Here is a 13,522-nt window from a genome sequence, read left to right as displayed (position 1 = left end):
AGATTACCAGCCTTTATTTTGTTGCAGATTGCTCCATTTCAATACTTCATTGTAAGGAATAGGACCATAGTACATATAATCTTTGTAGTTTCTCTCTTCTACATCAATCACTTTGTAGCTCAAACTTTCACCCGTTTTCTCTATCTGCATGCCCTTGGCTTTCTCGTCCAAAGGCATCTTCCAGCGACGGATGTCCCAAAAGCGCTTGTTCTCGAAACAAAGTTCTATGCGGCGTTCGTTACGGATAAGCTGGGTCATTTTGTCCTTGTCTCCTTTGATGCTCTCCAAGTAGGCATCTCCATTACCTGTTCCTACTCCGCCACGGGCACGGATAGCTTTTATCACATCGTAAGCGCTATACGTATTGCCACCTATACCTGTCGGCCCCCAAGCATCGTTCGCTGCTTCGGCATAGGCCAGGAATATTTCCGTGTAGCGGATACGGACGGGAATATGATATTTGGCATTGAGCGAACTGGGATTGGCATTGCAATCTTCGCGCAACAACTTACGCATGTAATAGCCTGTACGTGTGGAAGTGCTCAACTGGTTCAGACCGTTATCCTGCTTATTGTCCGCATCAGGATAAAGGCCGGTAATAATGGTCTTGTCTTTAAACTCGGAACCGTTGAACAGGATGTATTTCTCCAGGCGAGGGTCACGGTCTACGTAAGGGTCGTTGGCCGAATAACCGCTATTGGCTTTATCGTCAATGGGGTAACCGTTTACCATAGGGAAAGCATCTACCAGATTCTGGGTGGGGTTGATACGCCCGCTGCCATAAAATGTAGGGGGGAAATTGTCTTTTTCCTGCTTGATACCTATATCCCAGTCCTCTGTTCCGATACTCTTGTTTCCCCTCCAAAGTATCTCGGCAGTAACTTCGCCCGAACCCAAACCGTCGAGTTCGGCCGTATTCATGTACCAAGTATTGCCAACAGGGTCGAGTCCCGATACTCCGCCAATACGGTTCAGTACCGTAGCTGCATAGTTCGCTGCGGTTTCCGAGGTAACCCCAGAGCCTTCTCTGTAAGCAGGGCTGGCTGCAAGCAATGCTACCTGTGCCTTGATAGCCTCGGCAATTCTTGCCGTAAGACGTCCCCGCTGATAAGTGCCGAAGACAAGATTGTAATTTCCCAACTGGGCGCCGATTTCCTTGTATTTGGCAGGCACTTCCGCATCGCTGTTGATATTTTCATAATCCAACGGCAGAAGTTCGGAGGCCAGTTCCAAATCTTCGAATATTTGTTCTACGCATTCGCTGAAAGGTGCACGCGCCTGGTTAAAGTCGGAATTGGTGTTTTCGGGTTCGAGAAGTATCGGTACACCCAGCAATTCGCCGTCTTCCGTCCAACCGCCATGTGCCATTAGCAGATAGTAATAGTTCAGGGCACGGAGCGCATAAGCTTCTCCGCTGAGTTTGTCGATGAACATCTTATTCGTCACCTCGTTTTTTGCCCAACTTACCTGGTCTACAATTCCTAAAAATGTATTGAGGTATTGTATGGCAGCTTTGCGTGCCTGCCATTGTTCCATAGGGTTATTGTTTGAAGCCCATGCACCGAGAGCCATTTTGGAATAACTGCTTTCCTTGTCATTGGTCACCGCATCGTCCGTAGCTACATCGCTCACGCTGAAGTTGTCATACGGCAGCATGGCATAGCCGTAACCTAACAGACCGGCTGCATAATTAGGGTCCGTAAGCATCTCCTCGACACCGCGGTTGTTCTCCTTGGCAGGTTCGAAAAGGTCCTCGCAAGCAGAAAGGGTAGCCAATAGAACTGTAGATAATATGATATTTCTTAGTTTCATTTGTTCCGTCTTTTTAAATTAAAATACTGCTTTTACACCAATATTGTAGAATCTGGTTTGTGGAGCACTACCCACGTTCATTTCCATATGTTTGCGCTCCTTCGAGATTGTAAGCAGGTTTGCACCGCTTACGTAAGCAGAGAATTCTCTGATGAAGGTGTTGCGCAATATGCGTTTGGGCAAATCGTAGGTAATCTGTACCTTCGCCAAATCGAAACGGTTGGCTTTATACATCCAATAGTCCGAAGTACGGAAATTATTGCTGGAGCTTTTAGCCGACAAACGCGGATAAGTTGCGGTAGCGGCAGTTGCCTCGGTCCAACGGTTACGTACCACAGCCGAGTATTTGTCGTCGCCATCCACCCAATAATAAGAACTGTCCTTCATGCCGTAAGCACCGAAACCGCCTGTTCCCAACGCAAAAAATGTAAAGTTCTTCCACTTAGCCGTAAAGTTGATACCGAGCGTGAAGGGTGAACCGTACCAACCTCCCTTGCCTAAATAAACCTCGTCTTTATCATCAATCACACCGTCTCCGTTCTGGTCGACATATTTAATATCGCCCGGTTGGACTGTGCTACCCAGTTTTTGTTCAGGGCTATCTGCGATTTCTTCTTTGCTTTGGAACAATCCTGCACTCTGAAGCCCCCAGATACCGTCAACGGGTTTGCCTTCGCGATACCGGTAAGCATCATCGTAAATTTCATCGCGTTTGGTAATTTTAGTGTCATAGTATGTTCCCGATACGCCAAGCGACAAATCGACCTCTCCGAAACGTTTGTTGGCATTCACACTGAAATCAAATCCTATGCGGCGGTTATTGTTATAATTCATAATAGCCATGAATGACGCTGCAGGATAACCGGTGTTGAGATGAGACGGGAAGAATGTGGGCTGATTAATCAGGTATCCCTCGGTGGAGTTAATGAAGAATGATGCGTCCGCCGTAATCAGCTTGTTCCAAAGCGATGTCCTCAAGTTTGCAGAAAACTCTTTGCGCTTGATAAAAGAAAGGTCGTCGTTCTGCCCTCTGGTGGAGATTGTGTATTTACCCGACGGACCATCGTACCACGAATAACCGTCATTTTGAGTCCACACCGATTCGTAAAGGTAGAACTCGTTTTCGCCCATTACCAAGTCGATATCCTGATTGAGGATACTACCCGATACGCTGAACAACAAATCATCAACAACGGGAGAGTCTTTCAGGAAGCTCTCGCTACTCAGACGCCACCCCAATGTCAGCGAAGGGGAAAGAGCCTGGCGATGTCCTTCGGCAAGTTTTGCCGAATGAATCAATGCCGCACCGAAATCCGCATAATAGCGCTGTTGGTAATTATATCCGAGCTGTAATGCCAGATTAGCATTACTGATACGGTGGTATTGGGCGGAGATTGTCTGCTGATAACCATTGGCTATAAGCATAGCCGATACGTTATGACGCTTCTTGAATGTATTCTGATAATTGAATTGTCCGGAGAATGCAATCGTCTGCTTATCAGCGCTTCCGCCTACGTTCTGGGTTCCCGGCTTTTCATCATTACCTTCTTTGGTAAGCGCTACAATGACATCTTTTCCACCATAATTAGCCCATGTAGGGATGAATACCGCATAGTTGTTGTCAAAAGAGGTTGAATAGGAAGTAGCATAGTCTACCGCAAACATCGCATTGAAAGAAAGGCCTTTCAAAACTTTGTCCAGGTTGACATTCACACCCGTATCGAATTGGAACTGGCGGCTTGTCCATTTACTGCTTCCTGCTGCATAGCTGTCAGCGAACGCATTGGTAGGATTGGCCTGGCTACCGGATAAGAAGTACTTACCGTCGATGATATTGGAAGTTGTACTCAACAAATCCCACGCAGCCGAAGCATTGGGGTCAACCATGTCCAGCGGAATAAGCGGAGCCGCATTTTGCGGGAAGTTAGGACGCATCGTTGCCGCAGCATTCCAGAAATCGCCCTTTGCGCTTTTCGAATTATAGAATGTGGCATTAGCATTGATGTAAGCGCTGATAAAGCTATTGATATCCACATCTACATTACCGCGCACGTTGAAACGGTCTGTCATATTATTTTTGGCCTCGCCGAAGTTCAGGAAATCACCATTGCGGTAGTAGCTCACATTGCTGTAAAAACGTGCACGTTTACCGCCACCGGTAATCTCTGCCGTTACTTCCGAACGGTTATATACTTTCTTTACATAATCCGAAGAATAGTAATTGATATTAGGATAACGGTAAGGATTCAATCCCGAACCGTGATTGTAAATCTGCTCTGCCGTATAAAGGGGCTTTGCAGTAGGGTCGTCATTCAAAAGCGCCTCGTTGTAAAGGGTCATATATTCGGCAGAGCCCAGATATTCAGGATATGCCTTAGCTACATGAACCCCGGTATTGGCCCTGACACTCACGTTCAACCCCTCCACATTGCCGCGTTTGGTAGTAATTACTATCGCACCTTTAGCAGCCTTGCTACCGTAAAGGACTACGGCCTGCGCACCTTTCAAGAATGAAATCTGGGCTATCTCGGAAGGCATCACATTATCCGCATCACGGGGTACGCCATCGACCAGTACCAGATAACCGGCGTTATCTCCGTCCATGCCCCACAGTGAGTTTCCATTCCAACCGCCGATGTATCCTTGCATATTGTCCAAACTGTAGGTGTTATAATTCTTTTTCGTAAGTTCCTCTACATCGACCACAGAGACACCGCCCAAGAGGTCTTTCTGAGCCACCTTGCGGAAAGCGACCTGTACCATCCGGTCTTCTTTGTTTGTCAATGAATCGGTTTCATTCCAATCTGCAGCCTGAGCACTGGCAAACACCGGAGAGGCAGCCAGCATGGCACAGAGAATGAATCTTGCTTGTATATATTTCATTGTTTATTCATTTATTGTTAAACATACTTTGTAGCTTTCCACGATTACCAACCGGGATTTTGTTCGAACTCCGGATACAGATAAACATCATCGTCGGGTAAGGGGAACCAGTAATGCTTCGTACCGAACACGCGCTTCACAATCAGTTCATGGCGGTAGTTGGCAACTTCTGCATCTGCTGGGTCGTTTGTTTTATAGAATTCCGGGCTCTCTACACGGTCGAATTCTACAGAATATTTCTCTGTGTAAGGAGATTCGGAAAGCAACAGCCAGCGTTGGAGGTCATTGAAACGGAAGCCCTCCATAGAGAGTTCCACTGCACGCTCGCGACGAATTTCATCCATGAACTTATTATTGTCTGCTATATAGGAAGTATGAACACCTTCCGCACCGCAGCGCTCACGAATCTTATTGATTGCATCGAGAGCGGTAAGCGTGCAATTATCGGACTTGGCAGATGCACCGCCAATGGCTGCACAACTTTCAGCATACATCAAATAAATATCTGCCAAACGCATATACGGCAAATAGGTATGTAAGTTACTGCCCCAGTCGTATTCCTTGTCGCCTTCATTACAAGTGTGGGGAACAAGTTTCTGGAAGAAATAACCGGTACGGCTGCCGAGGTCTATCGAGCGCATATCCGAACCTGTGGAAAGGTCACAGTAAGCATAGGGCTTTTGTGCATCAGACAGTTTGTCTTCCGCCAGTACATAATGGAAGCCGTCGAATACAATGTCATGATAAAAACGCGGGTCTCTGTTTTTGAACGGAAATCTCTTATCGAAACCGGAATTCGGGTCGTCAATCGGAAGGCCATTTGCCATGCCATACATTTCTACAAGATTCGCTGTAGGCAAATGTATAATCTTATCATGGGCAACAAGACCTGCGACTTTCGGTCCCCAGAGTTTCGTCATATTCCAGTTACTGCCATTGTAATCGGCGGAAGGTCCACGGAATATTGCCTCGACCGAACCGGGCATCAGCCAACCTTGGCGGCGTGTATAGAAAATATCGGAATAACAGGTTTTGGCATCGCTTGCTTTCTCATGGTCGTAAACATTCGTATAGTTGAACTCGGCAAGTGCATATTGCGTTTGTCCGCTCTCTACCAGTGCAAGCAATTCACCGAATGCTTCCGCAGCCTTTTTACAATATTCTTCATCATAATTGTATGTATTGGCGCCTCCGAGTTGCGCGCCGTTCTTCATCAAAGGACTCCCTGCCCACAAATAGTTTTTGCCGAGGTAACCCAATGCCATAATTTTATTAATGCGCAACTGGTTCTTGCCTTCCGTAGCTTTACCTGTGGATGTCTTATCCCAATCAATCGGCAACAAGTCGGCGGCCTGACGGAAATCAGCCGCAGCTTTATCTGCACATTCCTGATAACTCAATCGGGGCAAGGTCAGCTCCTGAGTAGCATCGAGCACCGAATCGATATAAGGCAAACCGCCCCAATAGGTCATCAACTCAAAGTGCCACCATGCACGGAAAAAATAAAGTTGACCGGCAATCAGGTCTTTTTCTTCCTGAGTACCGACTAATTTATCCAAATTGGCAAGACCTACATTGGCCTTACGGATACAATACCAGGAATGAGGCCATAAAGAATGCTGGAACTTATCGGTAGACGACGGAGTACTGGGGTCTCTATACAACCAGCACTGACCATTGGTTTGCCAAGCACGGAAGTTGCCTAAATCGGCTTGATGTGTCATGTGCGCATCGCCCATAGAATTGAAAACTTCATCATCGCCCCAATTCCAGGATGTACAGTAATTGCACTTTTCTTTGTCAGGTATACAGTTGTATATTTCCTCTATGAACCCTTGAAAGTTACGGAAATTCTTGAACGCATCGTCCTCGGACACTGTCGATTCCGGACTTTTGTCCAGATAATCCTCGCAAGATGTCATACAGAATCCTACCGAGAAAGACAAGAGGCCTGCATAAAAAAGAGTTTTATATGTATTATATTTCATCTTGTTCATTATTATAATGTGAATTTGATACCTAAATTATAACGCTTCACCGTAGGGTAAGCACCCAGATAACCGGCTCCGGAGAGATTTGCTTCACGGTCGTCCGGCATACGCGTCCATAACCATAGATTATTGCCGTTGATATAAATCTTTAAATTACTTAATCCGAGCTTTTTAATCCAGCCTTTGTTCCAGGTATAGGCCAACTCTACATTCTTCAAACGAATGTAGGAACCGTCATACAAGAACTGAGTTCCGTCATTATAACTCGGTGTAGAATTCCAACGGGGTACAACTACATCTGCATTGGGAGTAGCTTTCGACCACCATGTACCATTATCGAACACGGTATTTAATTTGCTTCCAAAACTATTGAGGGCAACATCACGGGTTACGTTCGTTACACCGTAGAATTGTGCAAAAGCACTGAAGCCTTTCCATTCGAATCCAACCGTCGCATTAAACGTATTCTCAGGAGAGCTGGTATAGCCATAAGGCGCCTGGTCTTTGTTGTCCACCACACCGTCACCGTTGAAGTCGACAATATAGTAGTCGCCTACCAGTTTCTGCGAATCATTGGCATCGTGAGCGGGTGCACCGTACAACTGGTCATAATTCTGGATAAAACCGGCATCGATATAAGAGGTGTACTGATTGACGCCATGTCCGGCTGCTTTTTGATATGCAGGGCGCAGAGCCTGGTCGTCTTTCACAAGCACCTTATTCTTGGCATGTGTCATACTGAAATTTCCCCAAACACGTAAATTGTTAGCAAAAGTTTTATTGACACGCAATTCCAGCTCATATCCGCTTGTGCGAATCTTACCTTTATTAACCGACGGGGGCGTTCCACCAAAATAAGAAGGGATAGAACGGTCGCCACCATAAACAAAGATATTGGAACGTACATCGCGGAAAAACTCTACGCTACCGGCAAACAATCCTTCAAGGAGCGAATAGTCTATACCTATATTCAACTTTTTCACAACTTCCCATTGAATGTCTTTATTGCCAATAGCAGATTCCCGATACCATGTATAGATACTTTCCGTATGATTGAGGTCCATCGTCGTATGTCCGCCATATGCCCACTGGTTCATATAGAGCCAACGACGGCTCGAATCAAACGGGTCGGGACCTAATTGGTCGGAACCGATTTCACCATAAGAAGCACGCACTTTCAACATGTCTATTATCTTTTTCTCGCGGAAGAATTTCATGAAAGGTTCTTCGCTAATCATCCAGCCGATAGCTCCGGAATTGAAAAAAGCGAAACGGTTCTCCGGACTGAATTTCTCAGAACCGTTGTATGCGCCGTTATATTCAATAAAATAACGGTCGGCATAATTATATGTAGTACGGAAAGCCCAGTCTTCACGATAAGTAGGCATCACGCTTCCTCGGGCATTCTCCTGACGGCTGAACAATCCCATGGCTGTTACATTGTGGTTGCCAAAACTACGAACCCAGTTCAATTGTGCTTGATAATAAAGGTTACGAACAGTTTGGCTGTTGTCCACAGCACCGGGAGAAGTAGTCCAATTGACTCCCTGTGTCCAGTCGAAACCATTATTGGTATCATAGGATTGTTCATATCTTTCCTGACCGGTATCCGGGTCTATCCATTTGTGCTGTGCACTATTATACAAGTCATTTATACCACGGTTATTTTCTACAAAAACATTATCCCAGGAAACTGTAGCCCGGGCAGAAAGGCCTTTGGTGATAAACTTCAAATCTTGCTCCAACGTAAAGTCGGTATTAATGCGGATCGTTGTAAGCTGCATCGTACCGCCCAAAGAAATATTTTCCGCCGAATTGGTAGTGTTGGAAACAAGCGGATACATACCCCAGCTACCGTCAGAATATTGTGGAAGGAATACGTCCGGAGCAATATTGTATGCACCTGACCATTGCTGGCCAATCTGCCACTCCGAATTTACAGTATTACTCCACGGAGCCTTACGAATGGCATTAGAACCGGCTAAATTCACCTTCAACACAGTGGTCTTTGTTATATTGAAGTCCAAGTTACTACGTACGTTGATACGGTCGTATCCATAACCCGAATTATAATCACGCCCGTTATCGTAAATTCTAAAGAGGTCTCCTTCGTGCACGTAATCGGCCGAAGCGAAATACTTCACAAACTTCGTACCGCCGCTAATGTTTATATTGGCATTATAAGACATCGTGTTGTCTTTAAACAAGGCTTTTTGCCAGTCTACGTTAGGATAACGCTCCCTCTGTTCAACAGTAGTCTGATTACGGTAGTTCTCGATGAAGGATTGGGGGCGAATATACTCCCATGAATCAGGCCGTAAAGCCAACTCGTGTTCAATAGCCGTATTACGGAACATCAATGCATCATAAGAATCATACTTATTGGGCAATTTAGAAGGAGATTTCAGCGTAGCGTTGAAACCAACATCTATTTTTGCACTACCCTCCGTACCGCGTTTTGTCGTTACCAGAATTACGCCATTGGCTCCTTTTACACCGTAAACAGCAGTTGCCGATGCATCCTTTAAAACAGAAATAGATTGTACCGAACTAATATCTACAGAATTCATAGGACGCTCGATACCGTCCACCAAAACCAACGGGTCTTCATTGTCATTCCATGAACTTGCACCGCGAATGGTTATTTTCGGTTCTTCTTCACCAGGCATACCGGTACCTTGAGTAGTAACAACGCCTGGCAGATTACCGGTCAAAGCTGCACCAATGTCCGAGATACCTGCTGCACGTTCCAACACTTTACCCGTAGTCTGTGTAATAGCACCTACCACCGATGCCTTCTTCTGCTGACCGTAACCTACTACCACTACTTCTTCCAACTGCTGGGAGTCGTCCTCCAATGTCACCCTGATTAATCCTTTTGTCGCTTTCACCTCTTTGGACTTCATTCCCACAAACGAAACGATAAGAGTAGAGTTTTCATTGGGCACAGTCAACATAAAATTACCATCTATATCTGAAATTGTACCTATTGAATTATTACCTTTTAAAACTACCGAGGCTCCAATGATTGTCTCACCGTTACTGTCGAAAACAGTTCCCCTTACCGTTGTTCCTCTTTGTGCCGACACCGTCAGACAACTGAACAGCATAAGCAGAAACAGATAAGGAATCTTTTGATTTTTTTTTGTTACATTTTTCATTACCATTAGTTTAAGATGTTAATTAACTACATTGTTCTCTAATCATCAGTCGTTTTTCAATAGCTTCAGCTATCATCGTACATACATTTCATTTTTATTAGTATTAGATTAATAAATGCTAACAGTTATATATATTTGCCTTCGTTTTTACAAATATATTCAATGAAACACAAAATAATTTATAGGAGCATTTCCTATACTACACATAGATGTTACATACCTTTTTCACATGTAACAAAAAGTATTCTTTATATTACATTAATTAAAAATTCATTAATTACAAGTAGCATACAACCCTATCATACTGCCGGTAAATCCGCCAGCAGTGGCCGTAGATAAATAATTGGCATCAACATTCTTACACAGCAATACCCAGTCTTCTCCTCCCTTTAAAGAATAATAGAAATCGTAATACGTACCTTCGGATACGACTTTCAAATGAATATCCTTTATATCTCCAGGAATAGTATCAGATGCCAACACCTGTTCAGATTCCCCAATCCGTTTCAGGAAAACCGATTTGCCTTCCCCTTCCTTACCCATACCGAGGAAATATTGATGTGTCTCATCTTTAAACAACAGCATACCGGCTGTCTCCCTATCATTAGAAGGATTGAACAACATACGGGTAGCAGATTCAAACTTATGGTGTTGCATACGGCGACACACTAAAGCAGGAGTATCTTTTTCCGTAGCACTGACATTCGCACACTTCAACGTTAAAAAACCCGGAGCGTCAGACAAAGAATACAAATCTGTGGCAGGAGCACGCAACGTCATCCACTGCATGCCTAAAGAAGTATCGTCAAAATTCTCAACCTCTTCGAAATTACCAAAAGTAACATCGGGATTACGCTTCACGCCCGCCCGTTTCAAAATCATAGGAACAGTTTCATCCCCCTGCGTTATGTAAGGGAAACCGTCTTCACTCCACCTTACCGGCATCAAGAAAGTTTCACGTCCCAAATTCTCAAACTTATTACTAATAGGGCGACATGCCAAAAACACAACCCACCAATCCCCCTCTTTTGTCTGCACCAAATCCGCATGTCCGGCGCAAGTAACCGGATTAGGGCGCTCCGCACTGAGATGCCTTTGCGTCAGAATCGGATTTTTCGTCCAAGGAACGAAAGTTCCCATTGGAGAATCCCCATGGAAAATAACCTCAGAGTGCCAATTACTCGTACCGCCTTCTGCATCCATAAGGAAATACTTTCCATTAATCTTATACATATGAGGACCTTCTATCCAAATAGGCTTTTCTTCCGGATGTACACCTTTATTCACCAATATTTTACGGAGACCAACCGTTCTATCCGACTTTACGTCGAACTCTTGTATACGAATTGTACGATGTCCGCTATATTCCGGTTTATTATCCGGAGCATCATCATTATTCACGATATAAGCTTTTCCGTCTTCGTCAAAGAAAAAAGACGGGTCTATTCCGCCCACTTCAGGCAACATGATAGGTTCAGACCATTCTCCGAAAGGGTCTTGAGTTTTTACAAAGAAATTCCCCGCTCCCACATTGGTCGTTACCATATAATAAGTCTTATTATGCGGATTATAAGAAATAGCCGGTGCAAAAATACCACCACTCACATGTTGTCCCTTCATGTTAACCAACTGCGAAGGGCGATTGAGAACATATCCCACCTGCTTCCAATTGACTAAATCCCTACTGTGAAAAATAGGCACACCCGGGAAATAAGTAAAAGTAGAAGTTACCAAGAAATAATCGCCTTCACCATTAGTACATATACTGGGGTCCGAATACCACCCCGGTAAAATCGGATTATAAAAAGATTCATCGTCGGGTAACGGATTCTCTTTATAAAAATCATCATCACCTTTATAGGTAAAGTAATCGAAAAGAGCTGTAGAATCCTTGATAACAGGTGTTTTCTCATTTGCCCGGGATAAACTGCAAGAACATAACACTCCCATGCCGGCAGCAATCAACAAAGCCGATAAAATTGCGAAAAAAGACTTTCTATTCATCAAAACTCGATTTTATAATTAACAAATATTTCCGAGCCATATAAAGAAATGCGTTTTCATACCTATGTATTTCATAATATGAATAATTCTTTATATCAGAACTGGCTTATCCGCAACAAATGTACAAACACACCTGTACAGCTAAAAAAAATCATGTTACACGTTTCTTTGCTAATATTGCATCTTTCCTTTTCACGTTACATTCTTTGTCTTATATGTAACATATCGTGACATATAATTCTATATATCAACAACTTATACAGAACAACATATTTTATTATCAAAAAAGAAATATGGAAAACCCAGATGAGTAGAGAAAAGTATAAAATAAAAAAAGGAGTACCGCTGTACTCCAACCTTTGTTAACCTTAAATCTAATACTATGAAAAACACATTGCAAATGTACGTACTTCTGGTATTTCTGCAAATTATTCAAGAGAAAAAATATGCTTTATAACACATTTTAAGAAGCGATACTCTATTTTTTACTTCCTTTTTCAAGAATACATCTCAAAAAGATAGAAAGGAGGGCACTTTTTATTCATAAAATAAACCGTTTCATTTTTTCTGCCCGCAAATTACATTATCTTTGCAAGAAAAGCGAAGATAAGCTGCACCTCGGCATAAAAAATGAACAAGTTCATTTTATTCTGCTCTCGGTTTGCATTATCTTTGTATTCAAATTAATGAATACTCAATATGCCTGACTATGATTTAATCGCCATATTAGGTCCAACAGCATCCGGCAAGACCCCATTTGCCGCCGCATTAGCAGCAGAGCTCAACACAGAAATCATCAGTGCCGATTCCCGGCAAATTTATCGGGACATGACTCTCGGTACAGGCAAAGACCTTGCCGATTACATCGTAAACGGTAAACAAATACCTTACCACCTTATCGATATAGCCGACCCGGGATACAAATACAATGTATTCGAATATCAGCGCGATTTTTTGGCTGCTTACGAAAGTATCAGGCAAAAAGGCTGCCTACCCATTGTATGTGGCGGAACAGGAATGTATCTGGAATCGGTACTGAAAGGGTATAGACTGCTCCCTGTGCCCGAAAACCAAGAATTACGCACCCGCCTGTCAGATAAATCGTTGGAAACCCTGACTGAGATACTGAAAACTTATAAAAGCCTGCACAATATAACAGATGTAGACACGGTGAAACGTGCTATCCGTGCTATCGAAATCGAAGAATTTTACGCCCATACCCCGGTAGAAGAGCGTTCATTCCCACAATTGAACAGCCTCATCATCGGTATAGACATAGACCGGGAATTACGACGCGAGAAAATTACCCGCCGACTACGCCAACGGCTGAATGAAGGAATGGTAGACGAAGTACGCCTGTTGATAGAGCGAGGTATCCAGCCGGACGACCTCATCTATTACGGATTAGAATACAAGTACCTGACACTTTACATTATCGGAAAACTGACCTACGACGAAATGTTCAGCCAATTGGAAATAGCTATCCACCAGTTCGCCAAACGCCAAATGACATGGTTCCGGGGAATGGAAAGGCGAGGCTTTACCATTCACTGGATAGATGCCCGGTGTCCTATGCAAGAAAAGATAGCTTTTGTAAAGTCAAAACTCAAAGAGATTTAGTATCTTTGACGGCAACGTTGGCAAAGCGATACATAGAGAATGTTAGACTTA

6 protein-coding genes are annotated in these 13,522 nt (G+C 43.9%); 1 reads left to right on the top strand and 5 read right to left on the bottom strand.

Annotated features, from left to right (window positions below):
- Window positions 1–3: 3 nt before the first annotated feature.
- From C233_RS0109465 to C233_RS0109445, 5 genes are all read right to left on the bottom strand, one after another.
- Complete coding sequence (locus C233_RS0109465) at window positions 4–1,812, bottom strand: RagB/SusD family nutrient uptake outer membrane protein (RefSeq protein ID WP_025068716.1); 1,809 nt, start codon at window positions 1,810–1,812, stop codon at window positions 4–6.
- Window positions 1,813–1,830: 18 nt separating this feature from the next.
- Entirely contained in the window at window positions 1,831–4,695 is a 2,865-nt protein-coding gene (locus tag C233_RS0109460; RefSeq protein WP_018667359.1) for a SusC/RagA family TonB-linked outer membrane protein, read from the bottom strand.
- 44 nt (window positions 4,696–4,739) lie between these two features.
- Complete coding sequence (locus tag C233_RS0109455; RefSeq protein WP_026314808.1) at window positions 4,740–6,692, bottom strand: RagB/SusD family nutrient uptake outer membrane protein; 1,953 nt, start codon at window positions 6,690–6,692, stop codon at window positions 4,740–4,742.
- Window positions 6,693–6,694: 2 nt separating this feature from the next.
- Complete coding sequence (locus C233_RS0109450) at window positions 6,695–9,853, bottom strand: SusC/RagA family TonB-linked outer membrane protein (RefSeq protein WP_025068711.1); 3,159 nt, start codon at window positions 9,851–9,853, stop codon at window positions 6,695–6,697.
- A 267-nt stretch (window positions 9,854–10,120) separates the two neighbouring features.
- The gene (locus tag C233_RS0109445; protein WP_425248234.1) at window positions 10,121–11,797 is read right to left on the bottom strand and encodes a glycoside hydrolase family 43 protein; all 1,677 of its coding nucleotides are present in this window, start codon (window positions 11,795–11,797) and stop codon (window positions 10,121–10,123) included.
- Window positions 11,798–12,550: 753 nt separating this feature from the next.
- Between C233_RS0109445 and miaA the strand changes: the two genes are divergently transcribed.
- Window positions 12,551–13,471 carry a tRNA (adenosine(37)-N6)-dimethylallyltransferase MiaA gene (miaA, locus tag C233_RS0109440; protein ID WP_025068710.1) on the top strand — a complete coding sequence of 307 codons (921 nt, stop codon included), beginning with the start codon at window positions 12,551–12,553 and terminating at the stop codon, window positions 13,469–13,471.
- Window positions 13,472–13,522: the final 51 nt, after the last annotated feature.

The sequence above is a fragment of the Bacteroides gallinarum DSM 18171 = JCM 13658 genome, assembly GCF_000374365.1.
Lineage (GTDB): Bacteria > Bacteroidota > Bacteroidia > Bacteroidales > Bacteroidaceae > Bacteroides > Bacteroides gallinarum.
The sequence above is the reverse complement of the archived record's forward strand: the minus strand, read 5'-3'. Positions and strand labels throughout refer to the sequence as shown.